Raw genomic sequence first — 19,429 nt, 5'->3', positions numbered from 1 at the left:
ACGATCAATCAAGAAATGGGGTGGGCACTGATCCACGCGACCAGCAGGCTGACGGTCAACACGGAGGCGACGGTGGAAACCAGGATGGCGCGCGAAGTCAGGCGGGCATCGCGCCCGTACATCTTGGCCAGCATGAAGGGGCCGGTGCCGATGGGCAGCGCGCTCATCAGCACGGCCGTCCATGCCCACAGCGGTGGCATCGAAAAAACATAAAAGGCCAGCACCGCGGTGACGGCCGGTTGCAGCAACAACTTCCCGGTCACCAGGCGCAGCACGCCGGGGCCGGCGGTGGCGGTTTCAGTCTGCGCCAGGAACAGGCCGATGGTGACCAGCGCGCAGGGGCTGGCGGACGCGCCCAGCAGCGCGACGTAGCGGTCTATGCCTTCGGGCAGGGTCAGCCCGGTGGCGGCCCATGCCAGCCCGAGGACCGGCGCGGCCAGCAAGGGGTTGCGCATCAAGGCGCGGCCTACCTTCAATAGCGTGGCGGCGGGGTTCGGGGCTTGTTGCCGGTCGAATTCGATCAGCGCGATGGCAAAGCCGAACAGCACGCTGGCGGTCAGCAGGGTGGTGAAGGCGGCCGGCGCCAGGCTTTCCGCGCCGAACAGCGCCACGCACAGCGGAATGCCCATGTAGCCGGCATTGGCATACGACGCGGCCAGGCCTTCGATGCTGCGGTCGGTCAGTGCGCGGCGCCCGCCACGGCCGGGCAGGAAAGACACCAGGAAGGTCACGGCGATGCCGCCCGCGAAGGCGGCGACAAAACCCCAATGCGCCATGTGCGTCAGGTCTACCTGCGTCATTGCCCGAAACAGCAGCGCCGGCAGCGACAGGTAGACGACATAGCGGTTCAGCGCGTCGGTGGCGCCGGGTCCCAGCACCTTGCCGCGGGCGGCCAGCCAGCCGGTCAGGATCAGCGCAAAGACCGGCAGGGCGGCGGTAATGACGGCGTTCATCGGTGGTGATGGGGGCGTGGGCGCGGGAAGGCGCTCATTCTACTTGGCGCGGGCGCGGGCGCGGGTTGCGGGTGACCAGCAGGATGCCAAGGGCGGCCAGCGCCATGCCGGGCCACGCCAACATGGGTATCGGTTCGCCCAGGGCCATCAACGCAAACACGGCGGTGCAAGGCGGCACCATGAAGAAAAGGGCGGACACGCGGGACGCTTCACCGTGGCGGATCATGGTCAACAACAAGGTGATGGCCACCAGCGAATTGCCCACTACGAGATAAGCCAACGCGGCAAGCAGCGGACCGGTCCATTCGATGCGCATGGGTTCCAGCCAGAATGCCAGCGGCGCGGTCACTGCCAGGCCGACGGCGTATTGCAGAAGGTTGGACGTGACCGGATGCGTGGCCACCCCAAAACGCTTTTCGTAAAGCGTGCCGCTGGTGATGCAAAGCAGCGCGCCAACGGCGAACAGCAGCCCCAGTGGCGCCAGCACGTCGATGGATGCCTTGGCCACGATCACCAGCACAGCGCCCGCCACGCCCAGTCCCAGCCCCGCCCAGCGCCGCGCGTCGACGCGCTCGTGAGCGATCAATGGGGCCAGCAGGCCGATCAGGATGGGTTGCAATGACGCGATCAGGGCCAGCCCGCCGGCTGACATGCCCAGTTTCAGCGATAGATAGGTGCAGCAGAAATAGCCGGCTTGCAGCAGCAGGCCCACCATCGCCAGATGCCCCCAGGCGCGCGCGCCACGGGGCAGGGCGGGACGCAGCACCAGCATGAACGGCGCCAGGATCAGCACCACGCAGGCGTAGCGCACGGCCAGGAACGTCAGCGGGTCGGCATAGGCCAGACCGATTTTCAACACGACGAAACCGCTGGACCACAGCAACAGGAAAAGCGCGGGAGCGGCTTTCAACCAGGGCGGAGCGGCGGGTGTCATGTTGGATGCGGGCAACGGGGGCAAGCCGCGATCGTACCCCTTTTCGTGCCGGTATCATTCCCGCTTGAGAATGCGGCGTAGGATATTTATTGTTGATTGCCGCTCGCGAGGGAAATGAAGATGTCGACCCAAAAAAAATCAGCGGTGCGTATTGCATTGGGCACCTGGGACCGGCTGCGCGAAGACGCCAGTGCGGTTCGCTACGAGGTATTCGTCGTCGAGCAAAAGGTGCCGCCCGAGGTCGAACTGGATGACGACGACGCGCTATCGGTGCACGCCGTGGCGTACGGGCCGGACGGCACGCCAATGGGTACGGGGCGCTTGCTGCCCGACGGGCACATCGGCCGCATGGCCGTGCAGAAGCGGGCGCGCGGCATGGGCGTGGGCGGGCTGTTGCTGGATGCCCTGATCGAGCAGGGCCATGGCGATGGCCACCGCATGCTGGTGTTGCATGCGCAGACGCACGCCGCCGGCTTCTATCAGGCGCACGGCTTTGTCGTCGAAGGCGAGGAATTCGTGGAAGCTGGAATTCCGCACGTCGTGATGACGCGCGAGCTGAAGTAGTGCGGCGCATAATGCCGTGCGTATTGCCGGGAGTATCGCCGCGAGTATTGTCTTGACGCCGGCCGCATGCAAAAGAAAAAACCCCGGTCGTTTTCACGATCGGGGTTTTTCTTGGCGCATCACGACAGGTACCTCGTGATGTAATAATTGGTGCCCAGGAGAGGACTCGAACCTCCACACCTTGCGGCACACGGACCTGAACCGTGCGCGTCTACCAATTCCGCCACCTGGGCGCTGATGCTTCACGTGTTGCGTCGCTTGCGCGTCGTTTCTTGTTCAGCAGCAGAGAAGCGAGATTATGCACACTTTCTTTTGCGTGTGCAAGCCGGTGTCCTGCCTTTTTTTCACTTTTTCGCGCGCCTGGCGTTGGCGGCTTTCGCTATAGTGTCGCCCCATGTCACGTACCCTTTGCACGCGCTGCCTGCGTCCGGAATCCCATTGCCTGTGCGCGCTGATTCCTTCCTTGTCATGCCGCACCCGCGTCGTGGTGCTTCAACATCCAAGCGAAGCGCGCCACGCCTTGAACACGGCCCGGCTGGCCGTGCTGGGCTTGGTCGGCGCGCGCCGCGTGGTGGGCGAACGTTTTACGACCAGCGATTGGGCTGAGCCCGGCTACACGCCGCGTCTATTGTTTCCGGGGCCGGCCGCCGACGTCCTGACTCCCGGTTATGGGCATGACCTGGACCTGCCGATTCAACTGATCGTGCCGGACGGCACGTGGGGCCACGCGCGCAAGCTGCTGCATATCAACCCCGAACTGGCTGCGCTGCCGCGCGTGATGTTGCCCGCCGGCTTGGTGACCCGCTATCGCGTTCGTCATGCCGATATCCCCGGTGCACTGTCGACAATCGAAGCGGTCACGCATGCCTTGAACGCCATTGAAGCGCCCATGAACGTCGATGCCTTGTTGCGTCCCTTCGAGGCGCTGATCGACGGACAGATCGAGGGCATGGGTGAAGATCTGTACGCCCGCCATCACTTGCAGCGCAAGGTGCCGTGGCGCTGAGCGGGCGCGGTATGAAAAAGGGTAGGGGATTAATACCGCGAAGCCGGCATATCGGCGTGGCGATTAACAAGCTAAACCGGCCACGTTGGCGACCGGAAACATAAAGCCGAAACAAAAATGAAATAGCCCGGCGTGCAGTTAAATCGGCGACAAGTAAAAACACCGACAACAAAGCAAAAGCCCCGAATATCTTCCGATGTTCGGGGCTTTCTGTCTTGCTATCGAATCCGCGCAACGCGGCTTCGTCATCTATGCGGGTGGTGCCCAGGAGAGGACTCGAACCTCCACACCTTTCGGCACACGGACCTGAACCGTGCGCGTCTACCAATTCCGCCACCTGGGCACTGTAAGAGCCATGAGCTCTAGCAGGTTTACTGCAAGTACTGCTGATACTGCTTTGGCAGTCTTTACTGCATTTTTACTATCCAACTTGTTCGCGACCGTAGTCGGCAAGCAAGTTCGATTTAAATTCCGTGGTGCCCAGGAGAGGACTCGAACCTCCACACCTTGCGGCACACGGACCTGAACCGTGCGCGTCTACCAATTCCGCCACCTGGGCACTGAGACATGCTTGTCAGAACACTGTGATACGCTGCCGCTCTAGTTGCATTGTTTTAGCTCTGTTCTATTAAGCGCGTACGTTGTTTTCAACATACTGACTTAACCAAAACTTAACTAAAACATGCGTCCTGAGCGCACTTGGTTTTACAATGGGTCTTTCGACCTGGGGTTAGCAACCGCTTTGGTTTTCAACCCCTTCTGACCATTTCTGCTTCAGTGTTCAGCCTTGGGCGAACCACAGAAGCTGCGCATTATATACGGAACTTTCAGCTTTGGCAAAACGATCGAATAACGAATCGAAAAACAACAGATCAACACCCTTGCCCGAAGCGCCGCCGGACTTCGATCCCGATGTACCGTCCCGTGAAGCCATCCTGACCGCACTGCGAGCCGCGGGCTCGCCGTTGTCTCCGGTGGAACTGGCCGAACGCATGGGCGTTGAGCGAGCCGCGACGATGGTGGGTTTCGAGCGCCGCCTAGGCGCCATGGAACGCGACGGCCAGTTGATGCCCAATCGCAAGGGCGTTTTGTTGCTGGCGACCAAATTGGATTTTGTCGCCGGCAAGGTGCTGGGTCACCGTGACGGGTTCGGTTTCCTGCTGCGTGATGACGGCGGCCCCGACCTGTTCCTGTCGCCGCGCGAAATGCTCAAGGTCCTGCATGGCGACCGCGTGCTGGTCAAGCCCACGGGCGAATACCGTGGCAAGCCCGAAGGCACCATCGTTGAAGTCATTGAACGCCGCACCAATAAGCTGGTGGGGCGTTTTCTGCACGAGCATGGCCTGTCCATCGTCGTGCCCGAAGATCAACGCATCAAGCACGACATCCTGATTCCGCCCAGCGACACCAACGGCGCCCAGCATGGGCAGGTAGTTGCGGTTGAAATCATGGAACAGCCCACGCGCCATACGCAGCCCCTGGGCCGCGTGGCCGAGGTGCTGGGCGAAATCGACGACCCCGGCATGGAAATCGAGATCGCCGTGCGCAAGTTCGACGTGCCCGTCGAATTCTCGGAAGCCGCTCGCAAGCAAGCCGCGCGCATCCCCGATACTGTCCGCAAAACCGACTTGAAAGACCGCGTCGACCTGCGCGACGTGCCGCTGATCACCATCGACGGCGAAGACGCGCGCGACTTCGACGATGCGGTGTATTGCGAGCCCGTCGAACTGGGCACCGGCCAGCGCAAGCGTCCAGGCTGGCGCCTGTTGGTCGCCATTGCCGACGTCAGCCATTACGTGCGTCCCGGCGACGCCCTGGACGACGACGCCATCGAGCGCGGCACCAGCGTGTACTTCCCGCGCCGCGTCATCCCGATGCTGCCCGAATCGCTGTCCAACGGCCTGTGCTCGCTGAACCCCGACGTCGACCGCCTGGTGCTGGTCTGCGACATGGTCATTCCGGCCACGGGCGCCAAGGCCGGCACGGTTACCGCTTACCAGTTCTATAACGCGGTGATGCATTCGCATGCCCGCACCACGTACACGAATATCTGGGCCGCCTTGCAGCAGCCGGGCGGGCCCGCCGCCGCGGCCATGCGCAACGTGATGCCGCATGTGCAGCATCTGTACGAACTGTTCCAGCTGCTGGTGCAAGGCCGCAAGAAGCGCGGCGCCATTGATTTCGACACCGTCGAAACCAAGATCGTCTGCAACGAACTGGGCCGTATCGAACAGATCGTGCCGTCCGTGCGCAACGACGCCCACAAGCTCATCGAAGAGTGCATGCTGGCCGCCAACACTTGCGCGGCCGACTTCATGACGCGCAGCAAGCATCCCGGCCTGTACCGCATCCACGAAGGGCCCACGCCGGAACGCCTGCAATCGCTGCGCGAATTCCTGCGCACGATGGGCTTGTCGCTGGGCGGGGGCGACACGCCCACGGCCAAGGACTACGGTGACTTTCTTGACACCGTGCGCGGCCGTCCCGACTACCAGCTATTGCAGTCGATGTGCCTGCGCTCCATGCAGCAGGCCGTCTACAGCCCTGACAACATGGGCCACTTCGGTTTGGCCTACCCCGGCTACAGCCACTTCACGTCGCCCATTCGCCGCTACCCCGATCTGTTGACCCATCGCGTCATCAAGGCCTTGCTGGCCGGCCAGCGCTATGTGCCCAGCCTGGATGACCACGCGGTCGTCATCGGTCGCACGCAGAAAGAACACGAGCACGCCATCTGGGAAAAGATGGGTCTGGTGTTGTCGGCCACCGAGCGCCGCGCCGACGAAGCATCGCGCGACGTCGAGGCCTGGCTCAAGTGCTGGTTCGTCAAGGAACGCGTGGGCGAAGACTTCAGCGGCACCGTCACCGGCGTGGCCAGCTTCGGTATCTTCGTCACGCTGGATACCTTGCACGTCGAAGGCCTGGTGCACGTGTCGGAGCTGGGCGGCGAATACTTCCAGTTCAATGATGGGCTGCATGAGTTGCGCGGTGAGCGCACCGGCATGCGCTACCGCCTGACCGACAAGGTCCAGGTGCAGGTGGCGCGCGTCGACCTCGAAGCGCGCCGCATTGAATTCCGCCTGGTGCAGGGCACCAGCTTCGACGCCTTGCGCAAGGCGGCGGCCCGTGGGCCCGACGAGCCCGTGCGCCGCGTGAAGAAGGCGGCAGCCCCGAAGCCGGCCGCGCTGAAGGGCCAGACCGCCAAGGAACGCCGCGCCGACGCCAAGAAGGCCGGCAAGCCGCCCCGTGCGTCCAAGCGCGCATCGCCCGCCAAAAAGGCGACGCACAAGCGTCATTGACACGCGCTTTGTGACGCCTTTATGGCCCGCCCGCTGTAGGGCGGCGGGGCCATAAGGGGTAACATTGCGCAGATGGCCGGCTTGGTCCGGTGGCCCGCCCCCTCTGGGGCGGGTATTCGTTTATCTAAAGGTATTGCATCTATGGCGTCGACCCAAGTTCTAGCCGGGTTTCACGCGGTTGTCGCGCGGCTGCGCCACGCGCCCGACTCAATCAAGGAAATCTATGTCGAGGCCTCGCGCCGCGACAAGCGCATGCAGACGTTCATCGAGCAGGCCGAAAAGGCGGGCCGCCGCGTGCACCCCGTGCCGATGGAACGCCTGGATGGTCTGTCGCGCGGAACGCGGCACCAGGGCGTGGTCGCCTTGGCCGACGAGCGCCAACTGGCGGTGGATGTGGACGAAGTGCTCGACGTTATCGAGGGCCCGCCGCTGCTGCTGATCCTGGACGGCGTGACCGATCCCCACAATCTGGGCGCCTGCCTGCGCACCGCCGATGCGGCGGGCGTGCATGCCGTGATTGCCCCGCGCGACCGCGCCGTCGGCTTGAACGCCACCGTGCAGCGCGTGGCGTGCGGCGCGGCCGATACCGTGCCTTATCTGATGGTCACGAACCTGGCGCGCACCATGCGCAGCCTGAAAGATCGTGGCGTGTGGCTGGTGGGTACCGACGACCAGGCCACCGACAGCATGCACAAGATTGACGCCCGCCAGCCGATGGCGTGGGTCATGGGCGCCGAAGGCGAGGGCATGCGACGCCTGACCCGCGAAACCTGCGACCAGCTCGTCAACATCCCCATGTTGGGTTCGGTTGAAAGCCTGAACGTCAGCGTGGCCAGCGCCGTGTGCCTGTACGAAACCGTGCGCCAGCGTCAAGCCTGACCTTGTCCGACCCGACTACCTTGTAGCTCTTCCTTTTACGCGTCTGCCCATCATGCACCAGAACGGCTTTACCACCACGATCCTCCATTCCGACCGCCAACAATCCGTCGAGCACGGAGCGGTGCACAAGCCGATGCATCCCTCGTCGGAATTCGCCTACGACGACGCGCGCGAGCTGGCGGCGGTATTCCAGGGCAAGGCGGGCTTTACCTATGCGCGCCAGGGCACGCCCACGACCACGGCGCTGGAAGCCAAGATCAACCACATGGAAGGCGGCAAGGGCACCGTCAGCTTCGCCACCGGCATGGCGGCGTTGTCGGCCATTTTCACGACCTTGCTGCGTCGCGGCGATCATCTGGTGTCCAGCCAGTTTGTGTTCGGCAACACCAACAGCCTGCTTGGCACGCTGCTGGAGTTGGGCGTCGAAATCACCTTCGTCGATGCAACAGACGCCGAGCAAGTGCGCGCCGCGATCCAGCCCAGCACGCGCATGGTCTTCACTGAAACGATCGCCAACCCGGGCACGCAAGTGGCCGACCTGGCGGTCATCGGTGAAATCTGCCGCGAGAAAAACCTGGTCTACGTCGTCGACAACACGTTGACGTCGCCGTGGATGTTCCGCCCGTCCACCGTGCATGCATCGCTGGTGATGAATTCGCTGTCGAAGTACATCGGCGGCCACGGCAACGCGCTGGGCGGCGCCGTCACGGATACGGGCCTGTACGACTGGGCCAACTATTCCAACATCTACGACGCCTACCGCAAGGGGGCGTCCACCAGTTGGGGCCTGACCCAGATCAAGAAGAAGGGCTTGCGCGACATGGGCGGCACGTTGGCCGCCGAGCCCGCGCACCGCATCGCCGTGGGCGCTGAAACGCTGGCGCTGCGCATGGCCAAGCACTGCGCCAACGCGCTGGCGCTGGCGCGCTTTCTGGATGAGCATCCCGGTGTGGCCAAGGTTCATTATCCCGGCCTGGCCGGTCACGCGCAGCATGCACGCGCCGCCGCGCTTTTTGGCTCGCGTTTCGGCGGCCTGTTGGGTGTGGAGCTTGCCGAAGGCGTGGACTGCTTCGATTTCCTGAACCGCCTGCGCATCGTGCTGATGGCTACGCACCTGGGTGACACGCGCAGCCTGGCATTGCCCGCCGCGCACACCATCTATTACGAGATGGGCGCCGAGCGCCGCAAACAAATGGGCATCGCGGACAGCCTGATCCGCGTGTCCGTCGGCATCGAAGACGAAGCCGACCTGCTGTTTGATTTCGATCAGGCGCTTAATGGTTGCCTGAAGGGATAATCCGGCAAAGGATCAGGCACATGCTTATACAGATCGCAGATGTATTCACGCCGCAAGAGGCGGCGGATATCCGCCAGCGGCTGGACGCCTCGGAATGGGTGGATGGCAAGATCACGGCGGGCTACCAGTCCGCCGAGGTCAAGCGCAACCGCCAGTTGCCCGAGCAGCATCCGTTGGCGCAAGAGCTGGGCAACCTGATCCTGCAACGGCTGGCCGCCAACAACCTGTTCATGTCGGCCGCCTTGCCGCGCAAGATACTCCCGCCGCTGTTCAATCGCTATGAAGGCGGCGAAGCCTTTGGCTATCACGTCGACAACGCGGTGCGCGGCATCACCGGCACGGCCGAGCGCGTGCGCACTGACTTGTCGGCCACGTTGTTCTTCTCGGACCCTGATTCCTACGATGGCGGCGAGCTTGTCATCGATGACACCTACGGGCCGCGCGCCGTGAAGCTGCCCGCGGGGCACATGGTGCTGTATCCCGGCACCAGCCTGCACAAGGTGAATCCGGTGACACGTGGTGCGCGGGTCAGTTCGTTTTTCTGGATGCAGAGCCTGGTGCGCGAAGACAGCCAGCGCGCATTGTTGCTTGACATGGACGTGGCCATCCAGCGTTTGAATCAGGACGTGGCGGGACATGCGTCGATCGTGCAACTGACCGGCATTTATCACAATTTGCTGCGCCGCTGGGCCGATGTTTGATTCAGGCTTGAAGTGATTTTTTTCGGTGTCGCGCAAACCCCGAAATGCGCGTTTTTGTTTATTGCGAAAATGGCTAAAAGCTAGTATTGGCGCGGGTTGTGGTGAGGTTTTTGCTTGACAGCCGCTCTACGCCAAGGCCTAATACACGTCTGCGTCGCTGACGGTTTGAAGGCATTTATGCCATCGAATCCTAAGCGGCGCAGCAGTTTAAAAGTTGTGCTTTGCAGCGCAAGAAAAAAGTCCATCCACTGTCTGTTCGTCGTTTGCCGGGCCTTGCGTTTTGTTGGTGGCGTCCCTGCATGACAGCCATGAACCGCACGGCCTCGCCAGACTCAATACCTTGTGAGGGGTACTCCTGAATGAACAAAACCGAACTCATCGATCACATCGCCAGCAAGGCCGATATCTCCAAGGCTGCCGCCGGCCGTTCGCTCGACGCCCTGATCGGTGCCGTCAAGACCACGCTGAAGAAGGGCGGTACGGTAACGCTGGTTGGCTTTGGCACGTTTGCCGTGTCGGCTCGCGCAGCTCGCACTGGCCGCAACCCGCGTACGGGCGAAACGATCAAGATCAAGAAGGCCAAGGTGCCGAAGTTCCGTCCGGGCAAGGCCCTGAAGGACGCCGTCAACTAATGGACGGCACGGCGATCGCGGGGCATCGGCCCGAAGCGATTTGCCGACAATGACGCGGTCCGGTATACTCCGGCCCGCGTATTGCTTTTGAGTACCCCGAGTTGGCTGCGAGTTAGTCACTGCTTCAAGCGAATCATCGCATTGAGGCGGCGCTGAAAGTGTCAGGATCGGGTGCTTAGCTCAGTTGGTAGAGCGGCGCCCTTACAAGGCGTAGGTCACAGGTTCGACCCCTGTAGCACCCACCAAAAGCCCATGCGTTGCGTTCGCCAATTTGAACGTACTTCTTGCAGATCACCCGCAAAACCCGCACACCTTACCGTGGCGGGTTTTTTGTTTTGGCGTTCTCTGTGTGTGGCGCATGGGCGTGATGCCTGGGCGTGTTCCTGCGCCTGCTCCACGGGCTGCGCCCTTGCGCTGGCGCAAGCTTTCTTGATGCCGTCTTGTGCTTTCTGGTTGAGCCCGGTAGGGCAGTGTTACGCTATTCCAGACGAAATAGGACGTGCGAATCATTCGCATTTAAGATATTATGATCGGCTTGTACCGGCTGGCTCACGCCGCTTTTTTTTGGCGCGCGTTTTCGTCAAGCTGGCCGGATAAGTCAATGCACCCTGGCTGATTCATGCCTAGTTTTCAACGCGGTTGGACTTCTTCTTCGCCGTCTTCATTTGGTATACGCGCTGGCGCCGGTCTGGCGGTTGTCGCCCTACACGCGGCGGTAATCGGGGCCATTTTCATGGCACCCGCGAATCGTCCTGAGCTTGAGGAGCCCGAGGCTGTCATGGTCAGCCTCATCGACGCGCCCGTTCCGCAGGTGGCCAAGGCCGAGCCCACGCCCGAGCCGCCGCAACCCGTCGTGGAACCGCCGCCGCCCGAGCCCGAACCCGTGGTCGAGCCCGACCCTGAGCCCGAACCGGAAATGAAGCCCGAGCCTGAACCGGAACCGGAACCCGTGGTTGAAAAGCCGCCGATGCCGGCCCCCAAGCCCAAGCCGAAGCCCAAACCCAAGCCCCAACCCAAACCGCAGCCCAAGCAGGAAGTCAAACCCGAGACGCCGCCCGTGCAGACGCCGCCCGCCGGCGCCGTGGATGGCGCGCAGGCGACGCAAAGCCCGCAACAAGGCCCGCCGCCCGACCAGCCCGTTTTGGTGTCCAGCATTGAATTCCAGGGCGCGCGCCCCATGCCCAGCTACCCGATGGCCTCGCGCCGCATGCGGGAAGAAGGGCGGGTGCTGGTGCTGGTGGAGATCAACACGCAGGGTCTGGTGGACCGCGCAACGATCGACACCTCCTCGGGCTTTCCGAGGCTGGACGAATCCGCGTTGACCGCGGCTCGCAAGGCCAAGTTCAAGCCCTATACCCGTAACGGCGTGGCCTATCCCGCCAAAGCCAAAATTCCGTTCGATTTCGTAATGAGGAACTGAGATGTCCAACGCACTGCATGGCGCCACCCTGGTGGCGCAGGCGACTACCAGCCCGGCTGCTCCGGCTGCCGCCGCCGCTGCGCCCGCAGCCCAACAAGCCGCCACGACCGGTGCCGGTGTCGTCCAGCAATCGGCTGACGCGCTGCAAAACGCCGCCGCCGCGTTGCCGCCGACCGCGCCCATCGCGACCCCCGACATGGGCTTTCTGCACTTTGTCGCGCAGAGCGACTTCGTGGGCAAGAGCCTGTTCATTATCCTGATCCTGATGTCGCTGGTGACCTGGTACCTGATCCTGGTCAAGGCCGCCAGCAACGTCAGCATGCGCAGGCGTTCGGCCGATTTCCTGAACAAGTTCTGGAACGCCAGCTCGCTGGAGCAGGTCGAGCACGAGATCAGCACGCACGGCGCGCGCGATCCGTTCTCGCACCTGGCCAGCCACGCCATGCACGCGCAGGCGCACCACAACAAGTTCGGCGCGACCAAGCTGGAAGAGTCCGGCAGCAATTCCGATTTCGTCACGCGCACGATGCGCAAGGTGATCGACGAAGAAACCGCCAAGCTGGAAAACGGCCTGACGGTGTTGGCCTCGGTGGGATCCACGGCGCCGTTCGTCGGCCTGTTCGGTACGGTGTGGGGCGTGTACCACGCGCTGGTCGGCATCGGCTTGTCCGACGGCGTGACCATCAACCGCATCGCCGGCCCCGTGGGCGAAGCGCTGATCATGACGGGCCTGGGTCTGGCCGTGGCCATTCCCGCCGTGCTGGCGTACAACACGTTTGTGCGCAACAACCGCGTGTTCCTGTCGCGCCTGGACGCCTTTGCGCACGACCTGTTCGCGTTCCTGACCACCGGCCAGCAGGTTGCGCTGTCCGACGGCAAGGTCCGCGCCTTGCGCCGCCAGAACGGTAACGGCGCCGCGGTTCAACGCGGGAGCGAATAATGGCTTTTGGCAGCTTCGAGGGAAAAGGATCCGGAAGCCATACGGTTTCCGAGATCAACATGGTGCCCCTGATCGACGTCATGCTGGTGTTGTTGGTGATCTTCATCATCACGGCGCCGCTGCTGGCGCACTCGATCAAGATCAACATGCCCCAGGTGGCAGCCGAGCAGATCGAAGAAGAACCCAAGACGGTCGACCTGGCGATTGACGCCAGCGGCGCATTGTTCTGGGACGAAAAGCCGGTCAATATCGATGACCTGCCCAACCGCTTCAAGTCGATCGCCGGCACCAAGCCGCAACCCGAGATCCGCATTCGCGCCGATCAGAACACGCGCTACGAAACCCTGGCCAAGGTCATGGCCTCGGCGCGCCGTTCGGGCATGTCGCGCATCGGCTTTGTCACGACGCCGCCTTCGGGGGGCGCCGCAGCGAGCGGCCAGGCACCCGCCGCGGGCGCCGCAACCCCGGCTCCCGCCGGGGCGCCGTCCGGCCGGTGAACGAATCCCACGGAAGGGGGCGCATTTCGCGCCCCTTTTTTTTCGGATCGCGCTAGAATCGCGGCATGCGAGTTCTGGTAATCGAAGACGACACCACCCTGGGCCATGCGCTCCAGGAATTCCTGGCCGACCAGGGTTATGCGGTCGACTGGCTGACGGAAGGCGACCGAGTCCTGGGCGCCCTGGCTGGCCAGCCGTATGACCTGATGCTGCTCGACCTGAACCTTCCCGGCATGAGCGGGCTTGATGTGCTGCGGCAATTGCGCCAAGACGGCAATCAGGTTCCGGTCCTGATCCTTACCGCGCGCGACGGCATCGAAGACCGCGTTGCGGGCCTGGATGCCGGCGCCGACGATTACGTCACCAAACCCTTTGAACTGCCCGAGCTGGCGGCGCGCGTGCGTGCCTTCGGCCGGCGGCGCGCGGGGCAGGCACAGCCGTTGATCGAAGTCGGCCCCCTGGTGTTCGACACGGTCGGCCGCGAAGTCCGCGCCAATGGCCAGCGCCTGTCGCTGTCGGTGCGCGAACTTTCCGTGCTGGAAATGTTGATGGCCCGCGTGGGCCGCGTCGTCACCAAGCGGCAAATCGTGAATTCGCTGTCCGCCTGGGATGCCGATTTCAGCGAAAACGCCGTCGAAGTCTATGTGTACCGCCTGCGCAAGCGCCTGGAAGGTACGGGCGCCAGCATCCAGACGGTGCGCGGCTTCGGCTACATGCTGGATGTGGAAACGGCCTGACGGCCCGGGCGCCGCCGGTATGCGCCGGCTGCGCTTCTGCATGCACCCAAGCGAGGGTATCGCGTCATGATGCACGATCGCACTCCTTCCGCTCCTACGGCGTCCCGCCCCTTGCTCCCCTCCCGCTCGCTTGCCCGGCATCTGGTCATCCGCTTGATGCCGCCCATTCTGCTGCTTGTCCTGCTGGACCTGGCGGCAACCTGGGTGATCACGCACAAGATCGATATGTCGCTGTGGATGCTGGAAGACTTCTTCTGGCTGATGGTGGTGGGGCAGGTGGCGCTGATTGCGCTGTTCACCTGGGTGGTCGTGCAGGGCGTGCGATCCGGATTGCGGTCCGTGAACCATCTGTCCGAAGAGATCCGGCAGCGTTCCATCGACGACATGCAGCCGTTGGAAGTGGCGGGCGTGCCGGTCGAAATCGAACCGCTGGTCACGCACACCAACGACCTGCTGCTGCGCCTGGACGCCTCGCTGGCGGCCCAGCGCCGATTCATCGGCCACGCGGCGCACCAGCTGCGCACCCCCTTGTCCGGCCTGCGGCTGGAATCCGAATTGATGTTGGCCCGCCCACTGCCGGACGACGTGCGGGCGCGGGCCGAACGCATCAAGGCCGTGAGCGACCGGATGATCCGCCTGGGTCAGCAGTTGCTGGTGCTGGCGCGCGCCGACCCCAATGCCCGCCCGCAAGACAGCTTTGTGCGCATCGACCTGTGTGAATGGGTGCGCGTGCACGGCGCCGAATGGTTTCCCCGGGTGCGCGAGGCGCGCTACGAGCTGGACCTGGTGGCGCCCGATGCGCCCATCTGGATCGATGCAGACCCCTTGCTGCTGGCCGAACTGCTGGGCAACCTGATCGACAACGCGCTGCGCTACGGCAACGAGACCGGCCGCATCACGTTGATTGTGGGTGCCAACCCGCCGTCCCTGACGGTCGAGGACGACGGGCCCGGCATTCCCTCCGAAGAACGCGACCGCGTCTTTGAAGCCTTTTACCGATCGCCCACCGCCACGGCGGGCGGCTCGGGATTGGGCCTGGCCATCGTGCGCGAGATCGCGCACGCGCATGGCGCCTGGTGGAAGCTGACCAGTCGCCCCGACTTCTCCGGAACCCGGCTTTCCGTCGTGTTCCCCGGCCCCCGCAAAGGGGCGCAACTAACTCGTCAAGAACCCACATCATGAGCCAAGCCACGGCGGGTGCCCCGCTTCCCACCGGCCCCCACGCGGGGGGCGTGCATGCGCCGTCGTCGCGCGCCGCGTTGATCCTGGGCGCGTTGGGCGTGGTGTACGGCGACATCGGCACCAGCCCGCTGTATACGCTGCGCGCCTGCCTGACGGGCCTTAGCGTGCACACCGACCTGGAGCCCGCCCACTTGCTGGGCGTGCTGTCCATCCTTTTCTGGATGCTGATGGTGGTGGTGTCCTTGAAGTACGTCACGCTGGTCCTGCGCGCCGATAACCGGGGCGAAGGCGGCACGCTGGCGCTGTTGGAACTGGCGGTGCGCAACCGCGACGGCAAGATGCGGTGGGTGCTGATCGTGCTGGGCATCTTCGGGGCGGCGCTGTTCTACGGCGACAGCATGATTACGCCCGCCATCTCGGTGCTGTCCGCGCTGGAAGGCATCGGCATCGTGTCCCACACCCTGGACGCGTGGGTCGTGCCCATTGCGCTGGTCGTGCTGGTGGGGCTGTTCGCCATCCAGTCGCATGGCACCGGCCTGATGGGCAAGCTCTTTGGCCCCGTGATGCTGATGTGGTTCGGCACGCTGGCGGCGCTGGGCGGCTGGCAGATCTGGCAGACGCCCGAAGTCCTGGCGGCGTTGAACCCGATGTGGGGCCTGCGGTTCGTCGTTGAATTTCCCTTGATCAGTTTCGTGCTGCTGGGCGCCGTGGTGTTGGCATTGACGGGCGCCGAGGCGCTGTACGCCGACATGGGCCACTTTGGCCGCCCCGCGATTCGCAGCGCGTGGTTCAGCATGGTGCTGCCGGCGTTGACGCTGTGCTACTTCGGCCAGGGCGCGCTGCTGCTGCGCGACCCCGAGGCCATCCGCAATCCGTTCTTCCTGATGGCACCCGACTGGGGCCTGGTGCCGCTGGTGGCGCTGGCCACCATTGCCACCATCGTCGCATCGCAAGCCGTGATCTCGGGCGCGTACTCGGTCACGCGCCAGGCGGTGCAGCTGGGCTTCTGGCCGCGCATGCAGATCCTGCATACCTCGGCGGTGGAAAAGGGCCAGATCTATCTGCCGCAGGTCAACGCGCTGCTGCTGTGCGCCGTGCTGGTGCTGGTGCTGCTGTTCCGCAATTCCGACAACCTGGCCGCCGCCTATGGGTTCGCGGTGACGGGCACGATGTTGACCACCTCGGTGCTGGCGTTTGCCGTCTTGCCGCGCGGGTCCACGGGCCTGAAGCGCATGCTGTGGTTCGGTGTGCTGGGCTTTCTGCTGCTGTTCGACGTGCTGCTGTTTTCGGCCAACGTGTTCAAGATCCACGAGGGCGGCTGGCTGCCGCTGCTGGTCGCCATCGTTGTGTTCACGCTGATGATGACGTGGCGCCGTGGCCGTCGCCTGTTGTCCGACATGCAGCAGCGCGACCGCCAGCCGCTCAAGGAATTCATGGAGCAGCTGGAACAATATCCGCCGTCGCGCGTGCCGGGCACCGCCATCTTCATGACGATGAATTCCGGCAACGTGCCCCCCGCGTTGCTGCATAACCTGAAGCACAACAAGGTGCTGCACGACCACGTGCTGTTCCTGACCATCCTGGTGGCGGACGTGCCCTACATTTCGCCTGAAGAACGCTTCGTGGTGAAGAAGCTGTCGGCCTCCAGCTGGACCGCCACCGTGAACTACGGCTTCAAGGAAGATCCGGACGTGCCCGAGGCCTTGCGCCTGGTGGCCGAAGCGTATCCGGAGCTGGACCTGGAGCCGATGCGCACGTCGTACTTCCTGTCGCGCCAGACCGTGGTGGCGGCGCGCAAGCCGGCGCTATGGCGTTGGCGCCGGGCGGTGTTTTCGTTCATGGCCCGGAACTCCACGCGCAGCACCAAGTTCTTCAAGATCCCGGCCAACCGCGTGGTGGAAATGGGGATGCAGGTCGAGCTCTAGGCCCCGGCGCGGCGCCATAAAAAAACCCCTCGGTGTGATGACCGAGGGGTTTTTTGTTGCCTTGCCTGCAAGAATGCTTACTTCTTCTTCGCGGCGTCTTTCAGCTGCGGCAGCGACGTGCCGCTGGAAGCCAGCAGGCCCGTCTTCACGTAGGTGAACAGCTTTTCGCGCGTGTCGACGATGTCCAGGTTGCGCATGGTCAGCTGGCCGATACGGTCCGCCGGGGTGAACGGCGCGTTCTCGACCTTTTCCATCGACAGGCGCTCGGGCGCGTACGTCAGGTTGGCCGATTCCGTGTTCAGCAGCGAATAGTCATTGCCGCGACGCAGTTCGATGGTGACTTCGCCGGTGATGGCGCGGGCCACCCAGCGCTGGGCGGTTTCGCGCAGCATGATGGCTTGCGGGTCGAACCAGCGGCCCTGATACAGCAGGCGGCCCAGCTTGCGGCCGTTTTCGCGGTACTGCTCGATGGTGTCTTCGTTGTGAATGCCGGTGACCAGGCGTTCGTAGGCGATGAACAGCAGCGCCAGGCCCGGGGCTTCGTAGATGCCGCGGCTCTTGGCTTCGATGATGCGGTTTTCGATCTGGTCGCTCATGCCCAGGCCGTGGCGGCCGCCGATGCGGTTCGCTTCCAGCAGCAGTTCAACCGGGTCGCTGTATTCCACACCGTTCAGGGCGACCGGCTGGCCTTCCTCGAAGCGCACGGTGACTTCTTCGGCCTTGACGGCCACGTCGTCGCGCCAGAACGCCACGCCCATGATCGGCTTGACGATGCGGATGCCGGAGTTCAGCTGTTCCAGGTCCTTGGCTTCGTGGGTGGCGCCCAGCAGGTTGGAGTCCGTCGAGTAGGCTTTTTCGGCCGACATCTTGTAGTCGAAGCCGGCTTGGCGCATGTATTCGGACATTTCCGAACGGCCGCCCAGCTCGTCGATGAAGCGCTGGTCCAGCCAGGGCTTGTAGATCTTCAGGTCGGGGTTGGTCAACAGGCCGTAGCGGTAGAAACGCTCGATGTCGTTGCCCTTGAACGTGCTGCCGTCGCCCCAGATGTTGACGTCGTCTTCCTTCATGGCGGCCACCAGCATGGTGCCGGTGACGGCGCGGCCGATGGGCGTCGTGTTGAAGTACGTGATGCCGGCGGTCGATATATGGAACGCGCCCGATTGCAGGGCCGCGATGCCTTCAGCCACCAACTGCGCGCGGCAGTCGATCAGGCGGGCATTTTCGGCGCCGTAGGCCAAGGCCTTGCGGGGGATCTCATCGTAGTCGGACTCGTCCGGCTGGCCCAGGTTTGCCGTGTAGGCATAGGGGATGGCGCCGTTATTGCGCATCCACAGCAGGGCTGCGCTGGTGTCGAGACCGCCGGAAAAGGCGATGCCGACCTTCTGGCCGGTAGGAAGGTTCGGGAGGATAGTGGTCATTGTTTGAGGTGAGACGCCAACAGGACTTTGACAGCAACGAGCCGCCAAACAAGAAAGGTAGCCGGCATTTTAACTCTTTTGCCTTGCGCGGCCAGACGCGGCGCCTTTTTGGCCGACGGGCGCATCACGTGGCCGGGGCAAACAGTTCGGAAAGCTTCAGTTGCCGGATCAGTTGCGCGGTGGCGGTGGCCAGGCGTGTGGCGGGACGGTGGCGGGCGCTGGCCAGCACCAGGTTGTTGGTGATGCGGGGCGAGCCGATATCCGATAGGGACAGGGCGTGCTCGGCGGCAGGTCCGCGCGCGGCCGAGCGCGGCAGAATGGCGTACGCGTCGCCTTGCGCCGCCAGTTCCACGATGGTCTGCACGGCGTCGACCTCGGCCGCCACCTTCAGGCGCACGCCTTGCGCGCGGCACACGCTTTCCACCAGGGTCCGGATCGCGTTGGGCAGGCTGGGCAGTACCAGCGGGTAGTCGCCCAGCTGCGCCACGGCAACGCGGGCGGGCAGGGGCGGTTGATGGCCGGCGGCAGCGGCCAGCACCAGGTCTTCACGGAACAGCGATTCATACGCAAGCTGGGGCGAGGGCGCGGGATCGTAAAGCAGGGCCAGATCGACCCGGCCGGCCAAGAGCCATTCCCGCACCTGGGCGCTAAGGCCTTCGGCCACTGCAATGGACGCCTCTGGAAAGCCCCGCCGAAACGCCTGCACCAAGGGTGGCGTCAACACGCGCGCAATGCGCGGGGGCAGGCCCACCACCACCTTGCCGGTTGGCGTGGCGCGCAGCGTTTGCAGGTCTTCCTTGGCGCGTTCGGCCAGCGTCAGCAGCGCGCGCGCATGTTCCAGAAAGCGCAGTCCGGCCTCGGTGGGTTCGGCGCCGCGGCCGTTGCGGTAGAGCAGATGCTGGCCCAGCTCCAGCTCCAGCAGCCGTACCTGCCGGCTGAGGGTGGGCTGGGCAACGTCCAGCAACTCGGCCGCGCGCGAAAAGCTGCGCCGCTCGGCGACGCTGACAAAATATTCGATCTGCTTTAAATCCACGATGCGCCCGCG

Annotated in this window: 17 protein-coding genes and 4 tRNA genes; 14 read left to right on the top strand and 7 right to left on the bottom strand. The window is 63.9% G+C overall.

Annotation, left to right across the window (positions count from 1 at the left end; all coding sequences use genetic code 11):
• Positions 1–8 precede the first annotated feature (8 nt).
• Both AC0Z35_RS13765 and AC0Z35_RS13760 read right to left on the bottom strand, forming a co-directional pair.
• Positions 9–953, bottom strand: coding sequence for an AEC family transporter (locus AC0Z35_RS13765; RefSeq protein ID WP_104143255.1), 945 nt, complete (start codon positions 951–953; stop codon positions 9–11).
• A 34-nt stretch (positions 954–987) separates the two neighbouring features.
• Entirely contained in the window at positions 988–1,887 is a 900-nt protein-coding gene (locus tag AC0Z35_RS13760; RefSeq protein WP_485132476.1) for a DMT family transporter, read from the bottom strand.
• Positions 1,888–2,007: 120 nt separating this feature from the next.
• On the opposite strand from AC0Z35_RS13760, the gene AC0Z35_RS13755 reads away from it, so the two are divergent.
• Positions 2,008–2,451: a GNAT family N-acetyltransferase gene (locus AC0Z35_RS13755; protein ID WP_046805555.1), complete on the top strand. Its 444-nt coding sequence runs from the start codon at positions 2,008–2,010 to the stop codon at positions 2,449–2,451.
• 148 nt (positions 2,452–2,599) lie between these two features.
• Here the strand turns inward: AC0Z35_RS13755 and AC0Z35_RS13750 are convergent.
• A tRNA-Leu gene (locus AC0Z35_RS13750) sits at positions 2,600–2,684 on the bottom strand.
• 161 nt (positions 2,685–2,845) lie between these two features.
• Here AC0Z35_RS13750 and AC0Z35_RS13745 point away from each other — a divergent pair.
• Positions 2,846–3,457 carry a tRNA-uridine aminocarboxypropyltransferase gene (locus AC0Z35_RS13745; protein ID WP_485132477.1) on the top strand — a complete coding sequence of 204 codons (612 nt, stop codon included), beginning with the start codon at positions 2,846–2,848 and terminating at the stop codon, positions 3,455–3,457.
• Between the two features lie 258 nt (positions 3,458–3,715).
• On the opposite strand, the gene AC0Z35_RS13740 is transcribed toward AC0Z35_RS13745, so the two are convergent.
• Both AC0Z35_RS13740 and AC0Z35_RS13735 read right to left on the bottom strand, forming a co-directional pair.
• Positions 3,716–3,800: transfer RNA gene (locus tag AC0Z35_RS13740), tRNA-Leu, on the bottom strand.
• Between the two features lie 131 nt (positions 3,801–3,931).
• A tRNA-Leu gene (locus AC0Z35_RS13735) sits at positions 3,932–4,016 on the bottom strand.
• Between the two features lie 274 nt (positions 4,017–4,290).
• Between AC0Z35_RS13735 and rnr the strand changes: the two genes are divergently transcribed.
• The 12 genes from rnr (at position 4,291) to AC0Z35_RS13675 (ending at position 16,966) form a co-directional block, all read left to right on the top strand.
• Positions 4,291–6,756, top strand: coding sequence for a ribonuclease R (rnr, locus tag AC0Z35_RS13730; RefSeq protein ID WP_046805501.1), 2,466 nt, complete (start codon positions 4,291–4,293; stop codon positions 6,754–6,756).
• 141 nt (positions 6,757–6,897) lie between these two features.
• Positions 6,898–7,635, top strand: a complete 738-nt coding sequence (gene rlmB / locus AC0Z35_RS13725; protein WP_046805500.1) for a 23S rRNA (guanosine(2251)-2'-O)-methyltransferase RlmB — start codon at positions 6,898–6,900, stop codon at positions 7,633–7,635.
• A 52-nt stretch (positions 7,636–7,687) separates the two neighbouring features.
• On the top strand, positions 7,688–8,932 hold the full coding sequence (locus AC0Z35_RS13720) for a cystathionine gamma-synthase family protein (protein ID WP_104143262.1): 1,245 nt from the start codon (positions 7,688–7,690) through the stop codon (positions 8,930–8,932).
• Between the two features lie 20 nt (positions 8,933–8,952).
• Positions 8,953–9,633 carry a Fe2+-dependent dioxygenase gene (locus AC0Z35_RS13715; RefSeq protein WP_485132478.1) on the top strand — a complete coding sequence of 227 codons (681 nt, stop codon included), beginning with the start codon at positions 8,953–8,955 and terminating at the stop codon, positions 9,631–9,633.
• A 359-nt stretch (positions 9,634–9,992) separates the two neighbouring features.
• Entirely contained in the window at positions 9,993–10,265 is a 273-nt protein-coding gene (locus AC0Z35_RS13710; RefSeq protein ID WP_003812968.1) for an HU family DNA-binding protein, read from the top strand.
• A gap of 169 nt (positions 10,266–10,434) precedes the next feature.
• Positions 10,435–10,510: transfer RNA gene (locus tag AC0Z35_RS13705), tRNA-Val, on the top strand.
• Between the two features lie 374 nt (positions 10,511–10,884).
• Positions 10,885–11,685: an energy transducer TonB gene (locus tag AC0Z35_RS13700; RefSeq protein ID WP_104143265.1), complete on the top strand. Its 801-nt coding sequence runs from the start codon at positions 10,885–10,887 to the stop codon at positions 11,683–11,685.
• 1 nt (position 11,686) lies between these two features.
• A complete protein-coding gene (locus tag AC0Z35_RS13695; RefSeq protein WP_046805497.1) occupies positions 11,687–12,625 on the top strand; it encodes a MotA/TolQ/ExbB proton channel family protein in 939 nt (312 codons plus the stop codon).
• The gene (locus AC0Z35_RS13690; RefSeq protein WP_104143267.1) at positions 12,625–13,122 is read left to right on the top strand and encodes an ExbD/TolR family protein; all 498 of its coding nucleotides are present in this window, start codon (positions 12,625–12,627) and stop codon (positions 13,120–13,122) included. Before AC0Z35_RS13695 ends, AC0Z35_RS13690 begins: the two co-directional genes overlap by 1 nt.
• 65 nt (positions 13,123–13,187) lie before the next feature.
• Positions 13,188–13,859, top strand: a complete 672-nt coding sequence (locus AC0Z35_RS13685) for a response regulator transcription factor (RefSeq protein ID WP_006218435.1) — start codon at positions 13,188–13,190, stop codon at positions 13,857–13,859.
• Positions 13,860–14,015: 156 nt separating this feature from the next.
• Positions 14,016–15,041 (top strand): sensor histidine kinase, encoded by a 1,026-nt coding sequence (locus AC0Z35_RS13680; protein WP_104143268.1) that lies wholly within the window; start codon positions 14,016–14,018, stop codon positions 15,039–15,041.
• Positions 15,038–16,966, top strand: a complete 1,929-nt coding sequence (locus AC0Z35_RS13675) for a potassium transporter Kup (RefSeq protein ID WP_046805494.1) — start codon at positions 15,038–15,040, stop codon at positions 16,964–16,966. The genes AC0Z35_RS13680 and AC0Z35_RS13675 overlap by 4 nt, the downstream gene beginning before the upstream one ends.
• A gap of 77 nt (positions 16,967–17,043) precedes the next feature.
• Here AC0Z35_RS13675 and argG read toward each other — a convergent pair whose 3' ends face one another.
• Entirely contained in the window at positions 17,044–18,384 is a 1,341-nt protein-coding gene (gene argG, locus AC0Z35_RS13670) for an argininosuccinate synthase (protein ID WP_046805493.1), read from the bottom strand.
• Positions 18,385–18,508: 124 nt separating this feature from the next.
• Positions 18,509–19,417: a LysR family transcriptional regulator gene (locus AC0Z35_RS13665; protein WP_120154537.1), complete on the bottom strand. Its 909-nt coding sequence runs from the start codon at positions 19,415–19,417 to the stop codon at positions 18,509–18,511.
• Positions 19,418–19,429: the final 12 nt, after the last annotated feature.

The organism is Achromobacter sp. 1L-A-4-B-C2 (genome assembly GCF_057291955.1).
The sequence above is the reverse complement of the archived record's forward strand: the minus strand, read 5'-3'. Positions and strand labels throughout refer to the sequence as shown.

Excerpts from the sequence above, each read along its gene's own strand:
- AC0Z35_RS13765 (WP_104143255.1), bottom strand. The coding sequence starts at position 953 with ATGAACGCCGTCATTACCGCCGCCCTGCCGGTCTTTGCGCTGATCCTG.
- AC0Z35_RS13760 (WP_485132476.1), bottom strand. The coding sequence starts at position 1,887 with ATGACACCCGCCGCTCCGCCCTGGTTGAAAGCCGCTCCCGCGCTTTTC.
- AC0Z35_RS13755 (WP_046805555.1), top strand. The coding sequence starts at position 2,008 with ATGTCGACCCAAAAAAAATCAGCGGTGCGTATTGCATTGGGCACCTGG.
- AC0Z35_RS13745 (WP_485132477.1), top strand. The coding sequence starts at position 2,846 with ATGTCACGTACCCTTTGCACGCGCTGCCTGCGTCCGGAATCCCATTGC.
- rlmB (WP_046805500.1), top strand. The coding sequence starts at position 6,898 with ATGGCGTCGACCCAAGTTCTAGCCGGGTTTCACGCGGTTGTCGCGCGG.
- AC0Z35_RS13720 (WP_104143262.1), top strand. The coding sequence starts at position 7,688 with ATGCACCAGAACGGCTTTACCACCACGATCCTCCATTCCGACCGCCAA.
- AC0Z35_RS13715 (WP_485132478.1), top strand. The coding sequence starts at position 8,953 with ATGCTTATACAGATCGCAGATGTATTCACGCCGCAAGAGGCGGCGGAT.
- AC0Z35_RS13710 (WP_003812968.1), top strand. The coding sequence starts at position 9,993 with ATGAACAAAACCGAACTCATCGATCACATCGCCAGCAAGGCCGATATC.
- AC0Z35_RS13700 (WP_104143265.1), top strand. The coding sequence starts at position 10,885 with ATGCCTAGTTTTCAACGCGGTTGGACTTCTTCTTCGCCGTCTTCATTT.
- AC0Z35_RS13695 (WP_046805497.1), top strand. The coding sequence starts at position 11,687 with ATGTCCAACGCACTGCATGGCGCCACCCTGGTGGCGCAGGCGACTACC.
- AC0Z35_RS13690 (WP_104143267.1), top strand. The coding sequence starts at position 12,625 with ATGGCTTTTGGCAGCTTCGAGGGAAAAGGATCCGGAAGCCATACGGTT.
- AC0Z35_RS13685 (WP_006218435.1), top strand. The coding sequence starts at position 13,188 with ATGCGAGTTCTGGTAATCGAAGACGACACCACCCTGGGCCATGCGCTC.
- AC0Z35_RS13680 (WP_104143268.1), top strand. The coding sequence starts at position 14,016 with ATGCCGCCCATTCTGCTGCTTGTCCTGCTGGACCTGGCGGCAACCTGG.
- AC0Z35_RS13675 (WP_046805494.1), top strand. The coding sequence starts at position 15,038 with ATGAGCCAAGCCACGGCGGGTGCCCCGCTTCCCACCGGCCCCCACGCG.
- argG (WP_046805493.1), bottom strand. The coding sequence starts at position 18,384 with ATGACCACTATCCTCCCGAACCTTCCTACCGGCCAGAAGGTCGGCATC.